General features: G+C 56.7%; 25 protein-coding genes. 6 read left to right on the top strand and 19 right to left on the bottom strand.

Annotation, left to right across the window (positions count from 1 at the left end):
• Nucleotides 1-369: 369 nt before the first annotated feature.
• The 10 genes from KY494_RS09835 to KY494_RS09790 form a co-directional block, all read right to left on the bottom strand.
• Complete coding sequence (locus tag KY494_RS09835; RefSeq protein WP_219890815.1) at nt 370-840, bottom strand: phage virion morphogenesis protein; 471 nt, start codon at nt 838-840, stop codon at nt 370-372.
• Nucleotides 837-1,325, bottom strand: coding sequence for a phage tail protein (locus KY494_RS09830; protein WP_219890814.1), 489 nt, complete (start codon nt 1,323-1,325; stop codon nt 837-839). The genes KY494_RS09835 and KY494_RS09830 overlap by 4 nt, the downstream gene beginning before the upstream one ends.
• Nucleotides 1,309-1,815 carry a lysis system i-spanin subunit Rz gene (locus KY494_RS09825; protein WP_219890812.1) on the bottom strand — a complete coding sequence of 169 codons (507 nt, stop codon included), beginning with the start codon at nt 1,813-1,815 and terminating at the stop codon, nt 1,309-1,311. Before KY494_RS09825 ends, KY494_RS09830 begins: the two co-directional genes overlap by 17 nt.
• 2 nt (nt 1,816-1,817) lie before the next feature.
• Entirely contained in the window at nt 1,818-2,378 is a 561-nt protein-coding gene (locus KY494_RS09820) for a glycoside hydrolase family 108 protein (protein ID WP_219890811.1), read from the bottom strand.
• A complete protein-coding gene (locus tag KY494_RS09815) occupies nt 2,378-2,749 on the bottom strand; it encodes a hypothetical protein (RefSeq protein ID WP_070224671.1) in 372 nt (123 codons plus the stop codon). Before KY494_RS09815 ends, KY494_RS09820 begins: the two co-directional genes overlap by 1 nt.
• Before the next feature lie 64 nt (nt 2,750-2,813).
• Nucleotides 2,814-3,029, bottom strand: a complete 216-nt coding sequence (locus KY494_RS09810) for a tail protein X (RefSeq protein WP_219890810.1) — start codon at nt 3,027-3,029, stop codon at nt 2,814-2,816.
• Complete coding sequence (locus tag KY494_RS09805; protein WP_219890809.1) at nt 3,029-3,532, bottom strand: head completion/stabilization protein; 504 nt, start codon at nt 3,530-3,532, stop codon at nt 3,029-3,031. Before KY494_RS09805 ends, KY494_RS09810 begins: the two co-directional genes overlap by 1 nt.
• Nucleotides 3,533-3,639: 107 nt before the next feature.
• Complete coding sequence (gene gpM / locus KY494_RS09800) at nt 3,640-4,356, bottom strand: phage terminase small subunit (protein ID WP_219890808.1); 717 nt, start codon at nt 4,354-4,356, stop codon at nt 3,640-3,642.
• A complete protein-coding gene (locus KY494_RS09795; protein ID WP_219890807.1) occupies nt 4,356-5,375 on the bottom strand; it encodes a phage major capsid protein, P2 family in 1,020 nt (339 codons plus the stop codon). The genes gpM and KY494_RS09795 overlap by 1 nt, the downstream gene beginning before the upstream one ends.
• Nucleotides 5,376-5,424: 49 nt before the next feature.
• Complete coding sequence (locus KY494_RS09790; protein WP_219890806.1) at nt 5,425-6,213, bottom strand: GPO family capsid scaffolding protein; 789 nt, start codon at nt 6,211-6,213, stop codon at nt 5,425-5,427.
• Nucleotides 6,214-6,349: 136 nt separating this feature from the next.
• Here KY494_RS09790 and KY494_RS09785 point away from each other — a divergent pair, with 136 nt between their 5' ends.
• Genes KY494_RS09785 through KY494_RS09775 form a run of 3 tightly spaced genes read left to right on the top strand, consistent with a single transcriptional unit; the run spans nt 6,350 to nt 9,434 of the window.
• Entirely contained in the window at nt 6,350-8,161 is a 1,812-nt protein-coding gene (locus KY494_RS09785; protein ID WP_219890805.1) for a terminase ATPase subunit family protein, read from the top strand.
• Complete coding sequence (locus KY494_RS09780; RefSeq protein WP_258194778.1) at nt 8,158-9,222, top strand: phage portal protein; 1,065 nt, start codon at nt 8,158-8,160, stop codon at nt 9,220-9,222. Before KY494_RS09785 ends, KY494_RS09780 begins: the two co-directional genes overlap by 4 nt.
• Nucleotides 9,219-9,434, top strand: coding sequence for a hypothetical protein (locus KY494_RS09775; protein WP_219890804.1), 216 nt, complete (start codon nt 9,219-9,221; stop codon nt 9,432-9,434). Before KY494_RS09780 ends, KY494_RS09775 begins: the two co-directional genes overlap by 4 nt.
• 397 nt (nt 9,435-9,831) lie before the next feature.
• Here KY494_RS09775 and KY494_RS09770 read toward each other — a convergent pair whose 3' ends face one another.
• The 3 genes from KY494_RS09770 to KY494_RS09760 all read right to left on the bottom strand — a co-directional run bounded on the left by KY494_RS09770 (nt 9,832) and on the right by KY494_RS09760 (nt 12,380).
• A complete protein-coding gene (locus tag KY494_RS09770) occupies nt 9,832-10,983 on the bottom strand; it encodes a sensor histidine kinase KdpD (protein ID WP_219890803.1) in 1,152 nt (383 codons plus the stop codon).
• Entirely contained in the window at nt 10,980-11,369 is a 390-nt protein-coding gene (locus KY494_RS09765) for a response regulator (protein ID WP_219890802.1), read from the bottom strand. The genes KY494_RS09770 and KY494_RS09765 overlap by 4 nt, the downstream gene beginning before the upstream one ends.
• A gap of 546 nt (nt 11,370-11,915) precedes the next feature.
• Nucleotides 11,916-12,380 (bottom strand): helix-turn-helix transcriptional regulator, encoded by a 465-nt coding sequence (locus KY494_RS09760; protein ID WP_219890801.1) that lies wholly within the window; start codon nt 12,378-12,380, stop codon nt 11,916-11,918.
• A gap of 554 nt (nt 12,381-12,934) precedes the next feature.
• On the opposite strand from KY494_RS09760, the gene KY494_RS09755 reads away from it, so the two are divergent.
• Both KY494_RS09755 and KY494_RS09750 read left to right on the top strand, forming a co-directional pair.
• Entirely contained in the window at nt 12,935-14,821 is a 1,887-nt protein-coding gene (locus KY494_RS09755) for a DUF6538 domain-containing protein (protein ID WP_219890800.1), read from the top strand.
• Between the two features lie 782 nt (nt 14,822-15,603).
• Nucleotides 15,604-16,920 carry a replication initiation protein gene (locus KY494_RS09750; RefSeq protein ID WP_219890799.1) on the top strand — a complete coding sequence of 439 codons (1,317 nt, stop codon included), beginning with the start codon at nt 15,604-15,606 and terminating at the stop codon, nt 16,918-16,920.
• Nucleotides 16,921-17,101: 181 nt separating this feature from the next.
• On the opposite strand, the gene KY494_RS09745 is transcribed toward KY494_RS09750, so the two are convergent.
• From KY494_RS09745 to KY494_RS09735, 3 genes are all read right to left on the bottom strand, one after another.
• Complete coding sequence (locus KY494_RS09745) at nt 17,102-17,944, bottom strand: hypothetical protein (RefSeq protein ID WP_219890798.1); 843 nt, start codon at nt 17,942-17,944, stop codon at nt 17,102-17,104.
• Nucleotides 17,945-18,271: 327 nt separating this feature from the next.
• A complete protein-coding gene (locus KY494_RS09740) occupies nt 18,272-18,568 on the bottom strand; it encodes a hypothetical protein (protein WP_219890797.1) in 297 nt (98 codons plus the stop codon).
• A gap of 46 nt (nt 18,569-18,614) precedes the next feature.
• A complete protein-coding gene (locus KY494_RS09735; protein WP_219890796.1) occupies nt 18,615-19,004 on the bottom strand; it encodes a hypothetical protein in 390 nt (129 codons plus the stop codon).
• 151 nt (nt 19,005-19,155) lie between these two features.
• Here KY494_RS09735 and KY494_RS09730 point away from each other — a divergent pair, with 151 nt between their 5' ends.
• Nucleotides 19,156-19,398 (top strand): helix-turn-helix domain-containing protein, encoded by a 243-nt coding sequence (locus tag KY494_RS09730; RefSeq protein ID WP_219891548.1) that lies wholly within the window; start codon nt 19,156-19,158, stop codon nt 19,396-19,398.
• Between the two features lie 108 nt (nt 19,399-19,506).
• Here the strand turns inward: KY494_RS09730 and KY494_RS09725 are convergent, their stop codons facing one another.
• The 3 genes from KY494_RS09725 to KY494_RS09710 form a co-directional block, all read right to left on the bottom strand.
• Entirely contained in the window at nt 19,507-19,950 is a 444-nt protein-coding gene (locus tag KY494_RS09725; RefSeq protein ID WP_219890795.1) for a hypothetical protein, read from the bottom strand.
• 233 nt (nt 19,951-20,183) lie between these two features.
• Nucleotides 20,184-20,993, bottom strand: coding sequence for a hypothetical protein (locus tag KY494_RS09720; RefSeq protein WP_219890794.1), 810 nt, complete (start codon nt 20,991-20,993; stop codon nt 20,184-20,186).
• A gap of 1,781 nt (nt 20,994-22,774) precedes the next feature.
• Nucleotides 22,775-23,323: a hypothetical protein gene (locus KY494_RS09710; protein ID WP_219890793.1), complete on the bottom strand. Its 549-nt coding sequence runs from the start codon at nt 23,321-23,323 to the stop codon at nt 22,775-22,777.
• Nucleotides 23,324-23,515 lie beyond the last annotated feature (192 nt).

The raw sequence follows: 23,515 nt of genomic DNA, 5'->3' as shown, positions 1-23,515 counted from the left end.
TTTAGAACGTAGTAGTTTCGGCTAGATCAAGGAAAAACGTTATTACGCTAAACCTATGGGAATTCACAGTGTCTTATTGAAATACCATCTTTTATCGCCTAATATGAATTTTTGAGTTAATGTATAAATGAAACTTATCTGTTTTTCGATGCAGGGAGGAAATGTGAATAATGAAGATATATTGGTTTTGGAGAAATATAGGCGTTATAGCTATTCGTTGACAAGAATGCGGACCGCTGTCAATCGAATGACTAGAGCCGAATCACTAGAAGAGCATGCCCAAGCATTCAAGTGGGCGAATGCTTGGCTGGTAGAAATGAGAGCTTGCTTAAATACATTTGCCCAGTCAAATGCGAGTAATTCTCGGTACTAGTAGAGTTTATCGATGTTGGCCAAGAGCGATTCGCGTATCAAATTTCTATCCATTTCATTTATTCCCAACAACGGCCGTTCCGGGTATTTGTAGATCGGCCCTTTCTTCGATACCTGTCCCTGTCGTCCAAACTGATGCACATGCGCCACGCGCGCCACCCAGCCAAAGAACCCGACCTCGATCTGGTCTCCGGTCGCCTTTACCTTCAGGTGTTTGGCAGTGCGAATCTTGGCAAACATCGCTGCCTTCTGCCGCTTGATTCGTCCATTCTTTCCCTTGAATTCTTTGCGCCGCTTGCGCGCCGGATAAGCCGCACCATCCGGCCCCTGCTGCGCTTTGATGCGCTGTGCCTGGCTGCGGCGCAGGTCGATGGCCACCTTGTGATTGATGGCGCGGCGCTGGGCCGGCTGCAGCTTGGCCAGCAGGGCGCCGGCCCAGGTTGCCAAAGCGTGCAGGTCGTCGCTCATGGCGTCGCCTCGGGCGTGCGCCATTCGGCCAGCAGGGTCTCGCCGTCGTACAGTTTCCAGAACTCGTCCGCGTAGGCCGGCATGTGCTGTATCTCGGCTAGGTGCTTGATGTCGAGGCGGCCCGCTTCGCCAGTCTTGACGGCCACGCGCTCGGTGAGGTCGAGCTTGATGGAAATATCGACTGTTTCATGGTTATTAAAATCGACCTCGAAGGCGATGCCGTGCTTGCGCCGCTCTTCATTGGCCAACAGGTCGAGCTGGTGGACTTTCAGCCAGGCGATCAGGGCCACCATGATGGCGTCCGCGTCGCCCGCGTAATCGGTGACGATCAGGTTGAGCTTGAAGCGGTATTCGAAGGACAGGGAGGCGGTGGCCGACGCCACCACGTTGCCCTCGTCGGCGAAGACCAGCAAGCGGTCGGGGTCGCGCTGCAGCTGGGGAATCGCGGCGGCCAGGTGCTGGCGCAGGCTATTCGGTTTGTACATGGTAGGTGTCTCGCACGGTGTTGTAAGCGTCGATGCAGGCGTTTAGCTGGCGGGTAGCGTCGTCGCCGTCGCCGGCAATGGCGTCAAGAGCTGCCGCAGTCGCTGGGTCAATTTCGGCGCGCGTTTCGTGCCGATGGCCTGCGGTAGCGGTGGGATCTGCAGTTGCGGCGCACTGGCTGCTGGCGACGGGGATTGACAGGCGCACAGCGCCGCTGCGCACGTCATCGTTAAAACGGTCACGTTCAGTTCTCGCATGGGTTTGCTCCTGGGTGAGGTGGTCGGCGCGCAGCATTAGGGCGGCGCCGGCGGCGCGCTCCAGGGTGAGCACGCGGGCGGTGGCCTGGGCCAGTGCGGTGGCGGCGGCGGTCTTGCTGGTGGCCACCTGCCGCTGCAGCTCGGCGATGGCGGCGTCTTTGCGCCAGCCCTGCGTCGTCCAGCCCGCCAGGGCGCCGCACAGCAGGCAGGCGGCCAGCGGGCGCCAGGTGGTCATGGTCACATGGCCACCCGTTCCTTGATCCAGCCGAACAGAAAACGGCGCTGGCTCTTGTTGGCCTCGGTGATGTCCAGGTAGCGCGCCGCCTGCAAGCCGTTCAAGGCGCGCAGCAGTACGGTGGCGCCGTCCTGGCCGCGCCATTTGAGGAAAGCTGCCAGCGCGCCCAGCGACTGCGCGCCCAGGCGGCCGTCGACAAACAGGGCAGGATAGCGGGCGCCCGTGTCATTGAAACCGTTCAGCCAGCGCTGCAGGAATTCGGCCGCGCGGTGCGGGCCCATGTTCACGCCCGTGTCGATCACTTCGGCGCCGATGCCGGCATGGATGGCCAGCACCTGGTCGAACTTCGGTTCCGTGATGTAGCGGGCCGTGTAGATGGCGCGCGCCACCGCCACGGGCAGATTGCGCATCGGCCCTGTGTAGCCGTTGGCGCGCGCCACGGCGACAGTGATGCCGTAATTGGTTTCGCCGCCCTTGTCTTGCGGGTCGTTCACATAGCCGCCTTCGGCGTGCAGGATGGCGTCGATGACGCGCGCGATCAGTGGATTGTCGGTGGTGGCCATCAATGCTCCTTCGCGTCTTTGACCAGCTCGGCGATGTCCTTGTCGCTGCGGCGCTGGAACCACAGAGCGACGGCGCGCGATACCCACCAGCCGGGGGCGCCGACGATTAGATCGATGGCGGAAGCGTTGACCATGGCACCGATGGCGGGGAGCTGGGCGCACAGCAGTTGATACACGGTGCCGCCCAGCAGGCACGAGAACACGCCGGCGCAGGCCAGGCGGGCGACGAATTCGCCCTTGTTGAAGGTGCCGTCGGCATTCAGCGGCGGCAGCACGATGTACAGCATGGCCGCGCCGACCATGCCCAGCGCCGCCTTGAAGCCGTACAGTTTGACCAGGGTGGCGAAACCACCAAACGATTCTGCGGACATTGCTTGAGTCTCCGGGGTGAAGTTAGATAGATTTTTCATGATGGATAAAGGGTAAATGCCAGGATCAATCCCATAGCTGCACAAGATCGGCTGGGGCCACCTGGCCCGTGCTGGTCGTCGGCTCGGGCAGGGTGACGACCAGGCCGGCAGGCAGCACGGCGCCGTGGCGCGCCAGCGCGGGATTCATTTCCAGGGTTTGCTCGACGTATCCCGCACCGTCGCCCAGGTAGCGCCACACCAGGGCGTCTACCGTGTCGTGCTGCTGCGTGCGCACCTGCATCAGATCAGTTCCACGGTGAGGTGCGTGCGGCCGACGATATCGGCGATGGCCCATTGCGCATTGCGCCGCTGCGCGCCGGGCGCCTCGTCCAGCCACTCCATGCTTTTCTTGTCGCTGACGGAGGTGGCCGTGCTGTCGTAATCGCGGTAACGCTCGATCAGATCCGCTTTCGCCGTGCTGTAGACGGCGCGCCGGTACTGCGCCAGCAAGCGGGATTCGCGGTTGATGCGCGTGGCCGGCACGTCCACCAGGGCAGGGACTCCGGCAGCGGCCTGCTTGCCCTGCCAGTCGGCCAGCTCGCGGTTGACGTGCAAGATGGCATCGACCACGGCTTGCACCAGGCGCGCGTCGGTGACGGTGCCGTCCAGGCGCATGGCGTCGCGCATATCGGTGAGAAGGATGTCGGGAAACCAGCCGTCGTTCTCTATGACGCCAGGGGTAGCCGCTGGCGGCGCCGGGGTGGTGCCGGGCGGGATTGACGGGGGCAGGGCCATGAAGGACATACGGGGCGCTTTCAAAATGGGGCGGTGGACGGGGTTCATCAGGCCGAGATTGTTGCCAATGCGTTGGCCAGAATCCCCCCGTGCCGCCGTGCTGCGGGGGATGCTCTTTACGTGGAACCGGCCGCGCGCTTGATGCGCCGTTCCAGCCGTTCCATATCTTTCTTGACGCCGCACGATTCGGACAGGGCGCGGGCGCGTTTCAGCTGGCTCATGGCCGTTTCCGCCTGCGCCACCAGCGCCGGAGCGATGTCGGTATCGTCGGCCTGATCGAGCACGGCGATCATGGCCAGGCCGATGGCCTTGTGCAGCTTGGCGCGCGCCTGGTCGGGCGTGTCGCTGGCGGCCGTCAGTTGCTCGACGGTGCCCAGCACCTGGGCCGCGTGCTGCGGATCGGCGGCCAGCTTGCCGTGCAAGTAGCCTTCGGCGAACTCGTCCAGCATCAAGGTGGCGATGTCGCGGCTGTAGGTGTCGGGCAGGGTGAATTTATGCGCCAGCGCGTATTCGGCCATGACCAGGGCGCGCGCATACTCGCCCGTATCGATGTGCCACACCAGCAGGGTGGCGAAGACGTCATCCTGCGCACCCTTGCCGCCGGCCAGCACGCCGTCGATCCACTGCGCGTAATCCGGCAGCAAGGTGGCCTTGACCTCGATCTTGCGTTCGACGGACTGGATGGATTTCAGGCGCCGGCGGTCATCGGACAGCTTGTAGAGCATCAGCTCGTAGGCCGTGCCGGTGGTCACGCCTTGCGGCGCGGCGGCGCCGGCCGTGCGCTCGGCCAGCATGCGCGCGCGGTGGCGCAGGGCAGGGGAAAGATTGCCCATCACTTGTCTTTCAGCTCGATGTTTTCCACCAGCGCGGCCAGGCCAAAGTCTTCGATCACGTAGGCGTCATTCGACGACTCGTAATTCTCGATGCGGTCGCGCTTGGGCTCGTCCACCACGCGGCGGCGGCGCGCGCCTTCCTGGAAGTAGATCGACAGATTGTCGAAACGCGTGATGAGGATGGCGTTATCGGGGAAGAACGGCACGCGCGCGGCCGGCAAGCCGCCGATGCGTTTCTGGCTGATGATGATGTCGGCTGCCAGGGTTTCCGTGGGCGCCTGCTTGGTGTTGACCAATGGAAAATACTTGTCGTTCAACAGCTTGCGCCCGACGATGGCCACCAGATTGGTGTCTTCCTGATACCACGGGTCCAGCAGGTTGACGGCATCCGTGACGGCCGCGTCGAGGTTGGCATAGTCGGCGCCGTCCACGTCGCCGATGATGATCTTGCCAGGCATGCCGTTGGCGACCAGGCCCAGCACGCGCTCGGGCGCCAGCTCGCGCAGGTGCTGCAGCCAGCCTTTATTCACGTCCTGCAGCAGCGGATTGGCGTCCAGATCGGTGTCAGCCATGGCTTTCACGCCGTTAAAACCGATGACGATGCGGTCGAGCGCCTGGCGCGTCAAAATGGCACTGGCCACGCGCGACTGAAAGTCGGGGAACTTGGCCCAGGCGTCCAGCTTGGCATAGTTCAGGTGCGTGTCGAAGTTGGTCTGTTCGCAGCGGTATTTGGTGCCGTCCAGGGTGGATAGGTCGCGCGTCTTGCGTTCCTTGTCCTTGGTGTTGGTGCGGCCGGCAATCGGGCCGGACACGCCCAGGCCCAGCTTTTCGCCTTCCTGCTCGGTCACGCCGATGATGTTCACTTTCGTCAGGAACTCGCTCGATTCCTGCATCTTCGTTTCCAGCTTCTGCTGCACGCTGGGCGTGACGCTGAAGGTCTTGGCCACGTTGTCCGTGTCGTTCAGTTGGCCCAGGCGGGTTTCATATTGGCCAAATACCTGGCGCGTTTGCTTTTTCATAATTCAGTGCTCCGTTGTTGAATGGGGTGTCGTGGAATGGCGCGGGCGCTTAAAACTCGGTCTGCACGGCGCCGTCGTTGCCGGTGGCGGCCGGGCGGCGCGGGCCGTTGCCGGGCGCTTCGTCCATCTGCGCCTTGAAGGCGGCCAGCTCGTCCTGCGTGGCCTTCAATGCCGTTTCGGTTTTCTCCAGGCGCGCCAGGGTGCCCGTGTAGTTGTCGTTGGCGGTGACGACGTGGCCGGCCAGCGCTTGCACGGCTTCGCTGATGTCGGCGAACTGCGCGGCGTCGGTGCCGGATTTATTCGAAAAGCGCGACAGCAGGTTTTTCACGGCGTCGGCCAGCTTGGTGCCCTGCGGCTCGTCAAATTCCAGCGTCACCTCGACGGCGGACGTGAACAGGTTGGCGCTTTGCTGTTTGCGGCCGGCGGAAAATTTCAGCGCCTCGGTGCCCAGGCTGGCGGGGCTGTCGGTGACGCCCAGGCCGACCAGGTAGGGCTGCGACGAGTCGGCAAAGTCGGGCTGGATTTCCAGGCTGGTGTACAGCTTCTGTTTCGCCTTGTTGATGGCCACCAGTTCCGGCGTGGGTTCGATCTGCGCGAACAGGGCCAGTTTCTTGCCGCTGTCGGTGTCCACCTCTTCGGCTTTCACCGCGATCACGTCGCCGTAGGCCTTGAACTGGCTGTCGGGCAGGATGCCCCGGATGTGTTCCAGCCAGATGCGCGCGCCGTAGGTCTTCGGGTTGTAGCTGGCGGCGATCTGCTCGATGGTGGCGCGGTCGATGTTGCGGCCGTCCGTGGTGGCGCCTTCGGTGGCGACGCGGAAGAATTGGGATTTAGGCATGGTGGCGTGTCTCGGTTGATCGGATAACGCCATGGTCAACGTCTTGGCGCCGCGATTCAATGCGGTGCGGGTTGCTATGGGCCATAGCGACTTTTGTCTTCCCCCGCTCCGCGCGCGCGCGGCCTACGCTGGCGGCATGCTGACAATCGAGAAAACAAGCGAACAAACGGCGGACGAAAAAATCGCCGAACTGGCCGTGCCCGAGTCCGAACCGCGCCGTGCCGCGCGCGCCCTGTACTGGAAGGGCTGGCGCATTTCGTCCATCGCCCGCCACCTGGGAATCAAGCGCAGCACCATCAACAGCTGGAAGGCGCGCGACGAGTGGGACAAGGCCCAGGCCATCGAGCACGTCGAGGCAGCGGCCGAGTTGCGCCTGGTAAAACTGATCGAAAAAGAGGTCAAGAGCGGCAGCGATTACAAGGAAATCGATCTGCTGATGCGCGCTATCGTGCAGGCGGCGCGCGTGCGCCGCTACGAGCAACCGGGCGGCAACGAGGTCGATCTCAACCCCAATCTGGCGAACCGCAATGCCGGGCCGAAGAAGAAGCCGACGCGCAACGATTTCAGCGAAGAGCAGAAAATCCAGCTGCTCGACGCCTTCCAGGACTCGCTGTTCGATTACCAGAAAGTTTGGTATCGCAACGGCGACCAGCGCACGCGCGCCATCCTCAAGAGCCGCCAGATCGGCGCCACCTGGTATTTTGCCCGCGAGGCGCTGGCCGACGCCATGCAGACGGGCCGCAATCAAATTTTCCTGTCCGCTTCCAAGAGCCAGGCGCACGTCTTCAAGCAATACATCGTGCAATTCGCGCGCGAGGCGGCCGGCATCGAGCTGACGGGCGATCCCATCGTGCTGCCGAACGGCGCGCATCTGTATTTCCTGGGCACGAACGCGCGCACGGCGCAGGGCTATCACGGCAATTTTTATTTTGACGAATTTTTCTGGACGCAGAATTTCCAGGAGTTGAATAAGGTGGCCTCGGGCATGGCCATCCACAAGAAATGGCGCAAGACGTATTTCTCGACGCCATCCTCGACCACGCACCAGGCCTATCCATTCTGGACGGGCGAGCTGTTCAACAAGCGCCGTGCCAAGGCGGACCAGGTCAACATCGACGTGAGCCATGGCCGCCTATCGTCGGGCTTCACGGGCGAGGACAAGATCTGGCGCCAGATCGTCACCATCCTGGACGCGGAGCGCGGCGGCTGCAACCTGTTCGACATCGACGAGCTGCGCAACTTCGAATACAGCCCGGACCAGTTCGACAACCTGCTGATGTGCAATTTTATCGACGACTCGGCCTCGGTCTTCCCGCTGGCCGAGCTGCAGCGCTGCATGGTCGATTCCTGGGTCGAGTGGGACGACTACAAACCGTTGCTGGGCCTGCGCCCGTTTGGCAACCGGCCCGTGTGGATTGGTTACGACCCGGCCTTGAACGGCGACAGCGCCGGCTGCGTCGTGCTGGCGCCGCCCATGACGGCCGGCGGCAAGTTCCGCATCCTGGAGCGCCACCAGTGGCGCGGGCAGAGCTTCGAAGACCACGCCGACGCCATCCGCCAGATGACCCAGCGCTACAACGTCGAGTACATCGGCATCGATACCACGGGCATGGGCATCGGCGTGCTGCCCATCGTGCGCGGCTTCTTCCCGGCTGTGACGGCCCTGAACTACTCGCCTGAAGTCAAAACCCGCATGGTGCTAAAAGCCAAAAACATCATCAGCAAGGGCCGGCTGGAATTCGATGCCGGCTGGACCGACATCGCGCAGTCCTTCATGGCCATCCACAAGACCCTGACTCCCAGCGGGCGGCACGTGACCTATGTCGCCGGCCGCAGCGACGAAACCGGCCACGCCGATCTGGCATGGGCCTGCATGCACGCCCTTGATCACGAGCCCTTCGAAGGCACCACCGACAACCACCACTCTTTCATGGAGATTTATTCTTGAGAAAAGCACGACACTTGCGCGCGCGCGGCCAGCAGGCCCAGGGCGCGCCATCAACAGCGGCCACGGCGCCGGCCGCCGCCGGCATCGAGGCGTTTTCCTTCGGCGACCCGACGCCCGTGCTCGAGCACGCCGATATCCTCGATTGCTTCGAATGCTGGAAGAACGGCCACTGGTATGAGCCGCCCGTCAACCTGGCCGGCCTGGCCAAGTCGTTCAATGCCGGCGTGCACCACAGCAGCGCCATCCACTTCAAGGCCAACGTGCTGACGTCCACCTTGATGCCGACGAAATATCTGTCGCGCGATGGCTTCAAGCGCATGGCCCTGGACTATCTGACCTTTGGCAATGCCTACCTGGAAGACCGCCCCAGCCGTAGCGGCAAGGCGCTGGCGTACCAGCATGCGCTGGCCAAGTACATGCGGCGCGGCGTCGATCTGGACACGTATTTCTTCGTGAACGGCTACCAGGCCGTGCACCAGTTCGACAAGGGCCGGGTGTTTCACCTGATGGAACCGGACGTGAACCAGGAGTTGTACGGCGTGCCGCAGTACCTGAGCGCGCTGCAATCGGCCTGGCTCAACGAGGCGGCCACCTTGTTCCGCCGCAAGTACTACAAGAACGGCTCACACGCCGGTTTCGTGTTCTACATGACGGACGCCGCCGCGAACACGCAGGACGTGGACAACCTGCGCCAGGCCATGCGCGACAGCAAGGGGCCGGGCAACTTCCGCAACCTGTTCATGTACGCGCCGAATGGCAAGAAGGACGGCATCCAGATTCTGCCGGTGTCGGACGTGGCCGCCAAGGACGAGTTTTTCAACATCAAGAGCGTCACGCGCGACGACCAGTTGGCCGCGCACCGCGTGCCGCCGCAACTGATGGGTATCCTGCCGAACAATGCCGGCGGCTTCGGCGCCGTCGAGCCTGCCGCGCGCGTCTTCGCCCGCAATGAACTGGTGCCGCTGCAGGCGCAGTTCGAAGCGATCAACGAGTGGGCCGGCGTGGAAGTGGTGCGTTTCGCCCCGTATGACCTGGCCACAGGCGGGGAGGGTGCGGCATGAGCGATCACATCGATAACACCGACAAGATCATCTTCGCCGAGGTGGCGCGCGGCCTGGCCGCTGTGCGGCGCCGGCTCGCCCTGGTGGCGCATGGCTGCTGCCATTACTGCGACGAGGCGCTGGCACCCGAGCTGTTGTTCTGCAATGCGGACTGCCGCGACGACTACGACAAGGAGCAGGCGGCCAAGGCGCGCGCCGGCCGCCCAGGATGAGCGCCACGCCGCGATAGCCGGCAGGGCAGGGCCGCGACAGCTCAGTCACGCCAGCGCGCCCCAGTCACCGCACAAGCCGCCCACGAGGCGGCTTTTTCACGTCCAGACGAATGATGTTGCCTCGGAGGCAAGAAAAAGGTCAGTTTCGGCCCGGCGCGCGCAGTTGTCCCCCCTCCACACCTGCCCGCTATATAGGGGTCTTTTGACTCAAATTTGCGCCATGGCCGAAGGCGCATGAGGACTGGCGCGGCAGGGCGAAGAGGGGGGCATGCGATTTGACGCATTTTGACGCACTTTGAGCAGTTTTTCGTGCGGGTGGTGCGATGGCGTTAGAAGGGCGGTTTTCATACGCTAGCGGGATGAGACCCACGACGCGTAGCGGGTTCGTTAGGCTTTCTTAATCATCATACCTTCGGTGAGGAATCTGTCGTGGCAGGCGTACTGTAAAAGTAACCCCATCATTAACACTTGAGGTAACAGATATGTCTCCATCGTGTGCTGTGACAATTTCCTTCACTACATACAACCCCAAGCCTAAATTCTGCATGCGCGGTCCCACACGCTCGCTGGCGGGGCGTATGGCGAAGCGCTTGATGGGGTCGAACAGCGTTCGTAGTACTGTAGGGGAAATTGCCTCTGCGTCGTTATGGACTGTGTAGGTGATTTCTTGTGGCGAGCCAATGATTGAAATTGTGATGGCGCTGTTAGCGGAGCTATGTTGGATTGCATTAGATATTAGATTTGAAAATGCTTGGCCCATGCGCTGGCCATCCCAGGCGCCGGTCAAGTTCCCCTCGGCTACCAGTTCAAACCTGCGGTCAGGATGAAAGGCCTTTGCTTCATCGAGGGTATGCTGGCATATTTCTAACAGGTCAACCGTGCGTGGATCAATCGGTATCCCATTGCCAAGGTGGGTGGTTGAGAAGTCTAGGAGGTCGCGTATGATCGCATCCATGCGTTTTGAACTATTCAGAATGCGTAGCCCCACCTTCAGCGCTTTGGAAGGCAAGGTTTGATCCATCAGCAGTATTTGAGCGCCCATGCTGACCGCCCCGAGTGGGGTACGCACATCGTGCCCAAGAATTGCGAGAAATAGGTTTTGCGCCTCACGCAGCATTTGCGTGTAACGAGCCATGGATTCGGTTTGAGCCTGATCAATTGCCTCGTTGAAGCGTATGATGTCCTGGATATCCTCCCGCGAGGTCAGTTCCGTACTCTTTGCCCATAATCTCAAAACGCTGGACCTTAGCGCCCTGTATTCCGCCATCACCTGTTCGCCGGAAAAACCAGCCGCGACCCGTTCTTCAGCATGTAGTTCTGCTGCAGTATCGGTGTCTGAGGAAACCGCTTTGCCCTGCGACTTCGCAATGCTTTCATGTTCTGTTTGTGGTGTATCAAGATCTCTCGCAACGACCCGGAGTACTGCCGCCGCATGGTCACGTAGCTCGACTTTGGTTGCATCCTCAAGGGGAGCCAGCGATCCGGCGAAGTCTTCCCATTCCACTAGTATTACTTCAAGATTTGAGACGATGAAAGTCGATAATTTCATTGGCTACCTTGCATAAGTTTAATCGGTGCGGCAGCGTATTCATTCAGCAACTTCTTCACTTCCAGTAACAGGGACTCTGCCAGAAAGGGTTTACTGATAAACGCCTCATAGCTATCCCCCGGAGCCACCTGGCGACGCGGCGAGCCACTCATCAGTAAAATTGGCAGGGTGCTGCTACTGTATTGAGTGCGCAATTGTTGACTGAGTTCCAAGCCTGATTGGCCAGGCATGGCGCAATCCGAGATGAGCATATCCGGCTTGCGAGCCAGTATTTTCGTAAGTGCCTCCTCGGCACTGTGCGCTAGTTGCACTTCGTATCCGCTGGCCTCCAAGACCATCGAACAGGTTTCCGCCAAGTCGACATCATCTTCTACAATTAAAATCATCTATTTCTCCGGTTTTCGCCTTTGGAACCGAAGGTAAGGCTCGGCTTGGGGAAAAGCTAACCCCTACGCAGGGTCGTACATTTCCACAAGGAAATCCGTACGCTACCGCACGTTACCAAATGTAACTGCGTACATCCGGGTAAACCTAGACTTTTTTGTACCTATGTTCATGTGTAGGTAAATTAGTAGGTATGGCTGTTGCATGGCGCGTGAAAGCAGCATGAAACCTAGCTATTCGCATTACACCGCTTCCGCCAGGAAATAAAGAAACCGCCTTCGGGCGGTTTCTTTATTTCCTGGCGGAAGCGAGCAGGGCGCCTTTGTGCCCTGCGTGTGAGATTCGAAGGGCTGGGCCTACCGGCCAAGCCCGCCCCGAATCCTCCCGATGCTGCCGCTAGGCGGCAGCATCGCGCGCCCACGGCGCGCGTTCGTGGCCCTAATCAGGTCTTCAACTGAGCCAGCTTTCACAGCACCCAACACATCAGTTCGTGTCCGAATGGCGGACCTGCCCCTGGCGCCAGCGTTGATTTTTCGGCATCACTTTGGTCAAATGTGCTTGACAAGCAAGTGACGAAATGTTGGTTCGATGTTTTTGCTATGCAGGAACGTAACGATTTCCTCCAGTGTGGCATCTGCCAAATATACCCCGCTTGCACGTGGCAACGCTGTTGAATCGTTTTCGACAGGTAGTGTATTAGGTGCCCATTGTTCTTCGTCCGGGGCGGTCAATGGTCCGCTTCCCAACAACCCATCGTTCAGCATGTCCAAAACCTCGGCGAAGTCGCGCTCAAGGTCGGTGGGAATTTCGTAACCAAGGGCGCGGTTCAGTGCTAGCCATGTGGTCTCAGGTCGTGGGCGGGCAAACTCGCCGCAGTCCGGTTCTTCGTAACGGCGCGGCATCACGCCATGAATGTTGGCGGCTCGCGCCAAAGCCGCGCGGCTCATGCCAAGCAGTTCGCGACGCGCCCTCAACGCGGCAGGAAACTCGAGTGAATATGGATGGGGCAGCATGTTTTTCGAGGATGGGTGTGGAATAGGTTGCGACATTTTTACCTAAAGTTGTATTGGGTTGTATTTCTGGCGTTTTTCGATGTTAAATATAACCTCTCCACCAAGATAATGCAATAAAAAGTCGTATTGAGTTGTTCTTGTTGGAAAAAGGGCGACTTTTTTATCTTGAGTGCCAGATTCGTATGGAAAAGTTGCTATTGAGGTACGCCGCATCCGAGTCAGCAGTGCAATACCACCTTTCCGACAAAGGCAGTTCGCACAAAAAAACGTTTCCGCATCGACCGTGTGGAATGGTGAAAACAGTACGTAACAAGGTGATGCAAAAACATTGCCTACGGAACGAAATCCCGCGTAAGTATTTGAAATATATGAAGTATTTTGAAGACTTGAAAACTAGCGACGGGTTACACTGTTCGTGAGTTCGAATCTCACCGCTTCCGCCAGTTCACCATAAGTGATTGATTTCGCTTATTATTAAGGGGTTTTACTACCCTTTGGTACAAATGACTGGTACAAACCACAAGCAGAGAGCGACGTCGACAGAAGAGGTCGATATGCTCCCAAATCTACGTAAGACCCAATCCGGGTATGTCTATCTGAAGACGGTACCTGCTGACCTTCGGGCGGCGATAGGCAAGACCGTCATCAAGAAAGCGCTAGGGCGCCAATTTAGTGTGGCGAAAGCAATGTGGGCTGAGTTAGAGTCCCAAAGCACCAAGCTCTTTCAAACAACTAGGCAGCAATTAGCACTCGGTCAGCGCACCGAGGGTGCCGTCGATGCATATTTGAAAAAAGACTCTGCAAAAAGGCTGAAGGCATTGGATGCTAATCGTCCCGGCCTCGGTGAACAGTTATCCGCTTTGTATCTCGCAGGACTTTCAGCTGACTACACGGCACGCAGCCGCCAGGAACGCTGGATGCACAGTGACGAGCCAGACGAACTGACGGCCGACGTAGCTGCTGTGCTTGCGAGTATCAAAAATGCGGTCGTTTTGGGAGATGTATCGGCTTTTATACCGATCGTGGAACAATTGACGCTATTCCGTGGCTACCGATTAGTCGATCCTACAGGCGAAGACCTCCAAGCGCTGACATACGAATTCCTGAGGGCTGCACAAGAAGGCTGTCAAATTCTGGCTGCACGGCAGCGCGGGGAGTTTGCGCAGCCGGTACTTCCTGACGCGGAGCCACTTCCAGCTGCATGGGAAATTGGTGCCACGTCCTCAGTTATCGCAAAGGGTAAGGCTAGGCTCTCTGACGTCACGCCTCTTTATGTCAGGAGGCTCTCTACACATGGACGCAAGACGCAGACAACAAATTTCTCGTGGTGGAAACGCCTCATCGAATTTTGCGGAGACAAGGTCTTAGAGGATGTGTCCTCTCTGGATATCTATAAGTTCTTCGAAAGTCGCCTTCATGCAAGTGAAGCTGCATGGAGTATGAAATATTGCATGAAAGTTCGAGCCGGATTGGCAGAAGCCTTTGGTGAGGCAAAAACGCAGGAGATGTGTCCTCGCAATCCGGTCGTAGAGTTGGACAATATGCCCAGAATAACGGCGGCGGAGGAGAAGACACGAAAGCGGCCACGATACCCATACTCGACCTCGCAATTAAATACTTTGTTGTCCTCTGCTTGGTATGACCCTGGAGCTCCAAACTGGAGAGGGCGGATGAAGTGGGACCTTGGTGCACGATATTGGATTCCCTTAATCTGCCTTTATCAAGGATTTAGGGTGCGTGAGCCGTTGCAGCTTCTTGCCAGCGACATCATTGTTGAAGCTGGATTCGTATTGGTGAGAATTCAGGTGACGGACGAAGCTGAGTCGGAGGCTCAGGGTTTGCCAAAACGAAGTGTGAAAAACGAAGCTACGCGCCGGATCGTGCCGATTCATCCGATCCTGCTGGAGTTGGGTTTTATGGATTTTGTGGCATCAGCAAAAAAACGCGGTGCAATGTCGCCGCTATTCCCCTCCGCCATCCCTGAACGCTCCAGTGAGCAGCCAATATGGGGTAGAGCATATGAGCAACGATTCGTACCCTTTGTACGTGATGTGCTCGGCTTTGGTGCTGGGTACGGTAATCATAGTTTCAGGCATACACTTGAGGATTGTTTGCGCAACGCGCAGTTTGACATGAGTTGGCCCGCCGGTTTGGGACAGTTCTACAGCGGCCGCACGTTGCCGAGTGATGCAGATAGAAATTTCTTCTTGAAGTTGGGAAGTGAACGAAAATATGGAAAAGGTTACGATCCGACTTTAATGATGCCTTTTGTCAAAAATCTCCAATACAAAGGGCTTAGTTTACCCAAGCCGTTTTCCAGTTGGTTGGATGGAAGGCCAGCTGTCGATAGCCATCTCATTTCCGTGTTGGATGGGGAATGGGGAGGTGACTGGCGAGGAACAGGGAGGGCCGTTCCAAATCATGAAGCGATTCAGTCATAAGACTTAACGGGCTTTGCTCCCTGTTTGCGTTTGATAGGGAGTTGAGGAAGCTCCAGGTGATTCATACTGAGAGCAGCGATTTGCTTCATTCTGACAGAACTGTGGTATGTCGCTGTTATCGATTACGATGAAGCGCTATCCGGCCACACTGTTATATAGCGTTGCGAGGCGCGCTAATCGGGCATCTTGAGCTAGTCGTACAGCTTTTGTGTCGAGTCATCGTGTTGATAGACGCCGAATCGGGATTAGGGGGCGCTGGGTTGTACATGGAGATACAGGCATCTCGATCTAATCGAGGTAGACTATTTGCAAAATAAAAAAGTGCCTGTCACTAAGCTAGTTTTTGTAATAAATCCTGAAATTCGCGCGTGGGGCGCCAGCGATGCGGATTAAAGTTGAGTATACGGGATACCTCAACAATCTTAAACCGCAATGACCGATATTCCGCTTTGCACGCAAGAGCTTCTCATTCCTAGCGCAACCGCGCAGGCATCTGTCCCTTCCATCGGCCTGAGCGCCGACCAACTTTTCAACCAAGCATTCAATACGCCGCGTGACAAGCGTAGGCCATACCTTTGTGTAGAGCGCTGCTCAGCCGCGTGAAGGCCCGCTCAAAGAGCGGGCATACCATCCATCACTGCTCAAAAGCGGGCAGTTACCCTATCTAACCCGCCGCACAGCGGAGGAAAAATTTTATAGTGCGATTCCGCTCTCGGCGGCACGTCGCCAACTCGAGGCCAGCTAATAGTTAGCTGATGCGGCACACCTAACAGAGGTGTGCCTTGTTCACCAAAGAGCAAATTCTCGCGCGTCTTAACGACCGCCACGAGCAATTCTTGGCTTCGCCATTCGGAAAGCCAGGTAAGGCTCATCAAGACGCCATTCGGCGTACGATTGATGCGTTAGATCAGTCCTTCAGTCACTATGTGGTACTTTCGGATGACGAACGTGCCAAAGTGAGAGGTCAGTGGCTAGGGCTCGCTGCCAAGCTGGGTGTATCGGTCACTACGCAGAGCTATAGGGCAGTTCGAACGCACACCAGTTTGCCGCCTCAGGTGCTCGCTTTTTTTGGTGATGACGTGAGCTGCCTACCTCATCGGCCTCAAGCCACTGATGACTATTCGCTGGGTATGTCGCACTCCAGCTGGGAGAGGGCGAAGGATCTAAGGTCAGTGGAGCTAAATCCGCCTGCGCATGTGCATTGGCTGATATTTGATTGCGACCATTCCGATTACGAACGCTGGAGGACCGCGGGCTTGCCTGAGCCATCGTTCATCACGATCAACCCGGACAGCGGCAATCACCATCTGGTTTACCGTCTTAGCTCCCCAGTATGTCGCTCAGAGCGAGGCCGTTACCGACCGCTTGCTTATTTACGCGTAGTCAAGGAAGCGCTACGTCTGGCTGTGGGGGGGGATCTAAGTTACAACAGTCTACTAACGCAGAATCCCATGCACCCAGCTTGGTTGACGGTTCGATCAGCGAAGATGCCTGCGTATACGTTGGCAGAACTCGCAAAGAACGTTGTTATTAAGGCATTTAGGAGGGGTAGCAATAAGAACTGGCAGCGTGCTTCGTTAGAGAGTACCCATTTGGTGGAAGTTGAAGTTGGTGGCCGCAATCGAGCCCTTTTCGATGCTGTGCGACATTGGGCCTATAACAATGCCCAGTCCATGGATGGTCTCCAGGACTACGCTGAGCGTTGTAACGGCTTTTTCCAGCACCCATTGGGACACTCGGAGGTCATCGGTATTGTTCGCATTATCGAACGTTATATTGGTAGTCGTCGTTATTCAAGACGGTCAGGGTTCGATTTCTCCGAGAAGCAGGCAGCGCGTGGCCGGCTTGGCGGAAGACCGCAGACGACGGCAGTTAGTCAGCCGTGGGTTGTCGCACAAGTCTCCAGGTCAACTTGGTATCGGCATAAGCGTGCAGTTTCTGCGCAGACACATCCTGGCGACTTGCAACATCGGAAGACGCAGCTTGTCGGAAGACCAGCAACGACAATGGGCACCCACCCGTGGATTCAACAAGGTGTATCAAGAGCGACCTGGTATCGCCACCGCAAAGCCGAAGGTGATTCTGGTGAATCACTGTGAGACGAAATCCCATCGGACAAAAGCCATATCAGATAACCCAAGAGCGACACCGCGCGGCAAGCCTGCTAACGTGTATGCCGCCCCAGGCCGCACGCATGTTACGCGAGCTGGTTTCCAATGCGGCCGCCCTTGTGTGTTTCTCTGGAGGGCGCGGTCGATTCGATAACGCTCATAGCATTAATCATTCATTTTCGAAGCCGCCAAGGCCAGGCTCGAACCCGGTGAGGTGAGATTCGAAGCCACCATAGAAGTTCACATCAACGGAGTTGATGTTGCTCATGTCATTGAGCATGTCATCGACGTTAGTAAGACCGAACGTATTGCCGTGAAGGTCGATCACATCATTGAGCATCGGCAAGCCGGTTGCTGGGTTGAGTAACAACGGCATAGCGTCGACTTCGTCAGTGGCGGTTAATGCGTCCGCAGCTATAGCACCAATTCCGGCGGCACGATGCAGATTAAATTCATGCTCCGTTAGTGCCATATCTGCGACAGCTTTTTTTTTCGATTGCGTGGTAGGCCCCTTGTATGCAGCAGCTTCATCACGTAGACGCAAACGAGTCGCTGTTTCCAGCCATGTGCTGAAGTCAGCGCTCATTTTTAGCACCAAGCCGATTGTCACGTCTTCAGGGGGCAGGTCGAATTCCTGGCACATGAACTCCGTGAAAGCGTAGCGGCCGCTATCTCGTTCGCGCGATTCAATGCCCTTGCGAACGATGGCGCGGGCCAGGCTTTTATGCAGGTATATCATCAGCGGTAGAGCTACGATGAAGGCGAGCAGGGCGCCAGTAAAACCGAATTTGACAAAAGCAAGGGTAACAAGGAACAGCGGAAGAAAGACCGTGAGCTGGCGGAGTTCTTCGAAAGCGACCCGGTTGGTTGGGCGCGAAGGAATAGGAACTGTGTTCCAGTATTCCAAGTTGTGGTGTGCTGTCACCAGCAGGTCGACAGCGAGGCGGAGATATGTGACGGGCACCATCTCTGTGCGAGGGTCGCGGTGTCCGATAGGAAGTGTGGCATTCATAGCGATACTTTCGATTTTTCTAGGATGCTTTGAGCGGCTGCATAAAAATGAATACAAAAACATTAATGCTGAGTTAGCGAGAAGGCATTGATGAGCACGTCGTTCGCTGCTCACGGCAGCGTGGCCGACCTGAACACCAGGAGACGTACTAAACTTCAGCCGGTACCTGGGTTGACATCCATATCGGTGGCAAGATCGGATGCCATGGGAGTACTGACTGTCTCCTCGCAGTGGCAGGGACTGTGTATTCAGCAAAGCCTTAGATTCAACCGGCCGACCTCACTGCAACGGCGGACCTTGCATTTGCTAATGCTTTCGCTTAGCTGCTTAGCCCCGCCACATACGCTCTAGCAAGGTAAGGGCGACGAGCAGGGCTGTGATACCCGCGCCGACCATAAAGGCGATGACCGCAAGTCCCAGTGCCACGTGAGCGGTCAGACTGCTTGTGAAGTACATGAAGGCCACTAATACAGTCCATCCGATTAAAGCCAGCATGAACCCTAGGCGCGCGAGTCCAGCGCACTCAACGATGACAGTCACACACACATCGATGGGCGCCCAGAAAAATGCATACATGCGCCGGCTCAACGGTGTCTTAAATTTCACTACAGGCAAATCTTTCATTCTCACTTCGACTCTCCCTGCCTCTTTTTCTTACGAGTCACGTTGCTTAGTTATTGAAGAGCCCCGTTTTCTTTGACACATCTGACTCACTCATCGAATAACGCTTGACGACATTGCTTCCGTCGAACATCACAACAAGTTGCTTCTTCTTCCCGCTCGCGCTACTGCCAAACAAGTTCACCACGGGGATATAGTTGATAGCGTCCGCAGACATCTTGGCGAACTCATAGTTCCAAACCTCCAAACCTCCATCCGTAAACGTGGTTTTTTCCGGTGACCCAAACATTTCCCTCACTTCTTGTTTGGTTGTTTTCCCCTCAACAATCTTTGTCGATACCGATGTCTCGGTTTCAGTGCGAAGCTTTTCATTGCCGACCGCGGCACATCCAGCCAATGTTATTGAAATTACAAAAATAGCAACTGCACTCCCTTTCATACTTTCTCCTATGTTGTTCGAATGACTGCAGAGCCCTAAAAGACCTCTATGAGTGACATTTTTAAATATATCACTTCCTTTTGAAAATGTCACTCATATCGTGTCGCCTCATATAGGTCTGCTCCCTAATATCCTTGTATTTGGGCTTTGTATGAGGACAGAAGAAGAAGCACAGATTTGCGCTACTTTTGGTAAGCACCTTGCGCAACTGCGCAAAGGAATGGGCTGGTCACAAGAAAAGCTGGCGCTTGAAAGTGGAATCGCTCGGAGCTATATCGGAGACGTAGAGCGGGGACTCCGAAATATAGCCCTAGTAAACATTTGTAGGATTGCCGATACTTTGAAGATTGAACCGGCAGAGTTGATGAAGTTCAGAGAGGCCGCAAGCAGGTAACCGTGTGGCGTGTGCAGCTCCAGAGCCGGCTCACCCCGACAGCCGGAAAATGGCAGTGCAATGACTTGCGGCACTGGTACCGCCGCCGATATCGCAGGCGTATGCTATTTAGCCAAGCTCCAAACTTTGGTGTGATAGCGGGTGCAAAGGCTTTAGCTCAGGATATTCGCTAAGCAAACGCGAAGGCCAGGCTAGTAATAGATACCCTTCCCGAACTAAATTCATCTCCAGACGTGCGAGGCAGAAGCGTAATCCAATCGCCTCGAGCTGATCTTTGATGAAGGCGGCCCTTGCGAAGTCGGCGTCCTCCGCCGAATTTATTTTGTCGCTGATTTCTTGCAAAATTTGCTCGACGCTCATACCGACCTCTTCAACAACAAGGTTCAGGATCGCAAATCGCAAGCGATTTTCCTCCTGTGCGCATGGCGTGGAGCCTCGAGATTCGAAATAGTTAAGACTTGGGGATGCCGTTCCCCCCACTTTCACTGACAGCCCACCTTCTATTACGCGAAGATGCGCGCGACTTTTCGCCTTCTGTATTGGTTTGCTCATTTGCTCATATTAGCACGCGCTACGGTTCTGGAAGGTACCGGCGGCATGGGGACTGCTCTGTAGAATCGCCTCTGGTATCGCACGAAGCTATTCAGGTAACAGTACCGAAGGTGGTGAGAGCAACGCATAGCTGACGTGGTTGAGGAGGCTCGCGATGTGGTGCACAGCATTGGAGAAAGCAGCGATGTGAGGGGCGTAGCCCAACACCGGTATATTCCGGTCCTAGCTGTTTGTCAACTTAGGGGTTCTTTATTCGAAAACGCTACTGGCGATAATTCCAACGTATCGCTGTTCAGCAGGAAAACCTTTAAGTACTGTGAGAGGATTCGCGCGTCACTTTCTTTCACTTGACGGGGCCATCCCGATTCCGGCCCATGCGTCAACGCCTTACGCAGGCGGTCAGCAATTGTTTTGGCTCCGGGGGCTGTGATGATGAAGTGTACCTGTGTGATGCGCTTATCGTTGGTCATGGCTCTCATGCTTGCGATGACCTTCGTGAGGTCCTTGTTGCTGCGAAAGCCGTTTTCTACTTCAACCCAAACTAGGCCGTCCGGTCGGTCGAGCACAACGTCCGGAATCTTGTTCAAGATTTCTCCTTCATAGCTGGTGTACGCAAGCTGTCCCATCGGGGACAGACCCGCGCGAATTTCCAGTTCAGACCATGCGCAGCCATCCGGAAAAAGGCCTACCGTCGCCGCGTACACCGAGTTGCACGCTGTGCGGTGGCTGTGTGCATGCCGCAGCCAATCGCGCGCGTGCGCCTTTCCGTAGGGCAGGGGATCTCCGTTCTCGGCGAGCCATGCCGCACCAGCCGCAGTGACTGCTGCGAGTTGTTCGCCGTTGACGCTGTCGCCATCTCGCCTGGTAACAATATAGCCGCGCTTGAGGAGCCAGCGCAGTGTCCGACCTGCCATCTTCCTGGTGCTATCGTCGCAACGCCACCAGACCATCTTTGCAAGCTGGCGTGTTGTTGCATAGCCGAGGCGTGCCAGCGCCCTAAGTACCAGCACTCGATACTGCATCCCTTGTTCCCGTTTATTCATATTGCGCTCCAGAGTGTATGTATCTCCGTATAGCGCCACCAGCGGGAACATGAGCGAAACAGCTTTTCGGTGAGTTCTCCGACCTCACCCTACGCCCACTGACGTGGGCTGCGCGGGGGGATAAATTCCCCCTTGCGGCGGGACGAATTCGGCTTCACGGGCTGGACGCCCTACCGAATTCTTGGACCTAGGGGTCCACCACGCCTGCGGCCCCTCGCGCGCTCGGGCAACCACCTACAGCCGGCGCTCCACCTGTGGGTGTCGCGGTCCTGGCGGACTCACCTCCTTCCCCATTTGCCGTCAAGCCGGCAACGGGGGCCCTGGTCGGTTCCCTTCTGTAGGTGGTTGCCCGACCGCGGTCGGGGCCGGGGCTATACGCCCCCGAACTCGAGGTCGGCGCTGGGGCGCCTAGCGGCCGAGGGCCGCTCCCTGTCGTCGGCTCCCCCAGAGAGCATGCCTTGGCCGTGGGCGGCCAGGCACCACTCCGCGCGCGAGCGCTGCGTGGCCCTTTCGGGTGCTGCTTCGGCGCATTGCGCCTGCGCGCGCCTGGCCTTCGGCCCGGCACTTACGGTCCTCGCGTCTTGCAACTGTGACCAGCTAGATTCTCTAAGGTGCGGGGTTATTCCTGCAGCCTTGACTCGTGGAGTCATTCCGGGATACCGTCGGTACGGAGCGCCTGTTTGGCGTGACGTATGTCTGCTTCGTTGCCACCATTTACCGAAACTGCTGCCTGCTTGCAGTGCGATTGTCTAAGCGAATTGAGAGTGTGCTGTTTTTGCTCTGCAAATCCCACCCGTAACTACATTAGGCGGCGACCGACAAACATCCGCCATGGTTGTTTCAGTCGTGTTAGCACAAAGACCGCTATGCGTTTGGCCTCTGTAATATTGCTAGTATTTCGCCATGAATTTCACCAGCGACATACCCGTTTGAAACTGAATCCTGCTTATCGCCATCATCGCTCCCTCTGTGGGTTTGCCTCTGAATTATTGGAACGGCAGAGATCTTTCAGATTGAGACATAATCAGGCAGCGCTTTGTGCAGCGGACCGGGCGGCATTTCTGCCGCCCGGTGTATCTGTGGCCGGCGTGGATACGACCGACTTCCTCAACTATTTTGGCCTCGTCAATGCGGCCTGTAGATGCGCTGTGTGCATACAATTCGTATTGGAGAGTGTGGGTATGAGAACCGCATGGTGCGGATTTAAGAGTTGACCCATGGTTGCCCTGTGACTGATTTCAGGCCTCTATAAACATATAGCTTCTTTCACACCGCATGCTTGTCATCTATTTGCGGCGAAGGCGGCATGCACTAGACCCCCGAACTGGTCGAGATTCTTAAGGGGGCTACCCTACGTCGTGACCACTGCAAAAACTCCCATCTCAATGATGCAAGCCTCTAGGCTTTGCATCGCGTCAGCGAGCTCAGCACTACCGTCATCGTTGATCCGTTCCATTCCGTTGCCTGAATCGCCACGAGTTCACCAGACGCTCGCGAGCCGCATAAAATACTGCTTTTCGTAATTGACGGGGGCAGCTTGTTGTTGAATCCATGACGGTGCTTCGGATTGTAGAGCATCTCGATGTAGTCGAAGATATCCCTTGGTGTGTAAGTAGACGTGGTGAGAGGTTTGCCTGAATGCGGCCGAATAGCTCGGCCAGCCTTTTGGGGTGTCCGCCTTTCCATCAATAGCCACAGTGGCTTCCATCAAAAAGTGACGGGAACTACTGTGGCTTATCGCCAACTTTAAATACAGGCGGTTCCGGGAAGGCGCTTACTTTTCAACCGAATTTGGGGTTAGCGAGCGCCAAGACTTTTCTCCAACTGTTCTCCGACACTGTCCCCATAGCCGCAGGATCGAATACGAGCGCCGTCGTACTCCAAAAATGCAAGCAGTCCTCGAATTCATCATGACTTAAAATACTTGGATCCCAGGGTTCTTTTTTTGCCAAGCTCCCAATCCAAGCAGTAATCAACTCGTACTGCCCCTCAGCAAAGGATGGTTTGGCAATAATAACAATGGTCGAGGATTCGGTCCCGACTTGGCCTGATGGAGCAACACGTGATGGGAATTTACGATTAGTCCGCGATGCAAACAAAGCGAGATCATCGATTTTCAATGCATTTGTCTTTACTACCCCTCCTCGACCGACGATACAACCCATCTCAACCTCGTATTCTATTTTTTTTCGGTCGCTCGGAAGATGGATTTTGCTGATCGCATTGCTCAGATGCACAATTACGTCAGGATGAGCCTGCAAGTGATGCTGGACTCGTGTGGGGATGCCAATAAAGCCGCCGCATGCAGTACGATGTTTTTCCATGTTCATAACAATTTCTCCAAATAGGGGATATAAGCTTTCTGCTGAAAGCCTGAGCTATGAATAATGGAAGCACATCCGTAGGTGTTCATCCTGCGATATCGAACCCTCGTTTGTTGCAGCTATCTGTATTTATTCTGATGATGAATAGCCATATATATTATTTCAATAATACACTATTTAGTGTTAATTGGCAATTAG

It is taken from the genome of Janthinobacterium sp. PAMC25594, from assembly GCF_019443505.1.
Classification (GTDB): Bacteria; Pseudomonadota; Gammaproteobacteria; order Burkholderiales; family Burkholderiaceae_D; genus Janthinobacterium.
Note: the sequence above shows the minus strand (reverse complement) of the source record. Positions and strands in the feature narration are given on the sequence as shown.

Excerpts from the sequence above, each read along its gene's own strand:
- KY494_RS09835 (WP_219890815.1), bottom strand. The coding sequence starts at position 840 with ATGAGCGACGACCTGCACGCTTTGGCAACCTGGGCCGGCGCCCTGCTG.
- KY494_RS09830 (WP_219890814.1), bottom strand. The coding sequence starts at position 1,325 with ATGTACAAACCGAATAGCCTGCGCCAGCACCTGGCCGCCGCGATTCCC.
- KY494_RS09825 (WP_219890812.1), bottom strand. The coding sequence starts at position 1,815 with ATGACCACCTGGCGCCCGCTGGCCGCCTGCCTGCTGTGCGGCGCCCTG.
- KY494_RS09820 (WP_219890811.1), bottom strand. The coding sequence starts at position 2,378 with ATGGCCACCACCGACAATCCACTGATCGCGCGCGTCATCGACGCCATC.
- KY494_RS09815 (WP_070224671.1), bottom strand. The coding sequence starts at position 2,749 with ATGTCCGCAGAATCGTTTGGTGGTTTCGCCACCCTGGTCAAACTGTAC.
- KY494_RS09810 (WP_219890810.1), bottom strand. The coding sequence starts at position 3,029 with ATGCAGGTGCGCACGCAGCAGCACGACACGGTAGACGCCCTGGTGTGG.
- KY494_RS09805 (WP_219890809.1), bottom strand. The coding sequence starts at position 3,532 with ATGTCCTTCATGGCCCTGCCCCCGTCAATCCCGCCCGGCACCACCCCG.
- gpM (WP_219890808.1), bottom strand. The coding sequence starts at position 4,356 with ATGGGCAATCTTTCCCCTGCCCTGCGCCACCGCGCGCGCATGCTGGCC.
- KY494_RS09795 (WP_219890807.1), bottom strand. The coding sequence starts at position 5,375 with ATGAAAAAGCAAACGCGCCAGGTATTTGGCCAATATGAAACCCGCCTG.
- KY494_RS09790 (WP_219890806.1), bottom strand. The coding sequence starts at position 6,213 with ATGCCTAAATCCCAATTCTTCCGCGTCGCCACCGAAGGCGCCACCACG.
- KY494_RS09785 (WP_219890805.1), top strand. The coding sequence starts at position 6,350 with ATGCTGACAATCGAGAAAACAAGCGAACAAACGGCGGACGAAAAAATC.
- KY494_RS09775 (WP_219890804.1), top strand. The coding sequence starts at position 9,219 with ATGAGCGATCACATCGATAACACCGACAAGATCATCTTCGCCGAGGTG.
- KY494_RS09770 (WP_219890803.1), bottom strand. The coding sequence starts at position 10,983 with ATGAAATTATCGACTTTCATCGTCTCAAATCTTGAAGTAATACTAGTG.
- KY494_RS09765 (WP_219890802.1), bottom strand. The coding sequence starts at position 11,369 with ATGATTTTAATTGTAGAAGATGATGTCGACTTGGCGGAAACCTGTTCG.
- KY494_RS09760 (WP_219890801.1), bottom strand. The coding sequence starts at position 12,380 with ATGCTGCCCCATCCATATTCACTCGAGTTTCCTGCCGCGTTGAGGGCG.
- KY494_RS09755 (WP_219890800.1), top strand. The coding sequence starts at position 12,935 with ATGCTCCCAAATCTACGTAAGACCCAATCCGGGTATGTCTATCTGAAG.
- KY494_RS09745 (WP_219890798.1), bottom strand. The coding sequence starts at position 17,944 with ATGAATGCCACACTTCCTATCGGACACCGCGACCCTCGCACAGAGATG.
- KY494_RS09740 (WP_219890797.1), bottom strand. The coding sequence starts at position 18,568 with ATGAAAGATTTGCCTGTAGTGAAATTTAAGACACCGTTGAGCCGGCGC.
- KY494_RS09735 (WP_219890796.1), bottom strand. The coding sequence starts at position 19,004 with ATGAAAGGGAGTGCAGTTGCTATTTTTGTAATTTCAATAACATTGGCT.
- KY494_RS09730 (WP_219891548.1), top strand. The coding sequence starts at position 19,156 with ATGAGGACAGAAGAAGAAGCACAGATTTGCGCTACTTTTGGTAAGCAC.
- KY494_RS09725 (WP_219890795.1), bottom strand. The coding sequence starts at position 19,950 with ATGAGCAAACCAATACAGAAGGCGAAAAGTCGCGCGCATCTTCGCGTA.
- KY494_RS09720 (WP_219890794.1), bottom strand. The coding sequence starts at position 20,993 with ATGAATAAACGGGAACAAGGGATGCAGTATCGAGTGCTGGTACTTAGG.
- KY494_RS09710 (WP_219890793.1), bottom strand. The coding sequence starts at position 23,323 with ATGAACATGGAAAAACATCGTACTGCATGCGGCGGCTTTATTGGCATC.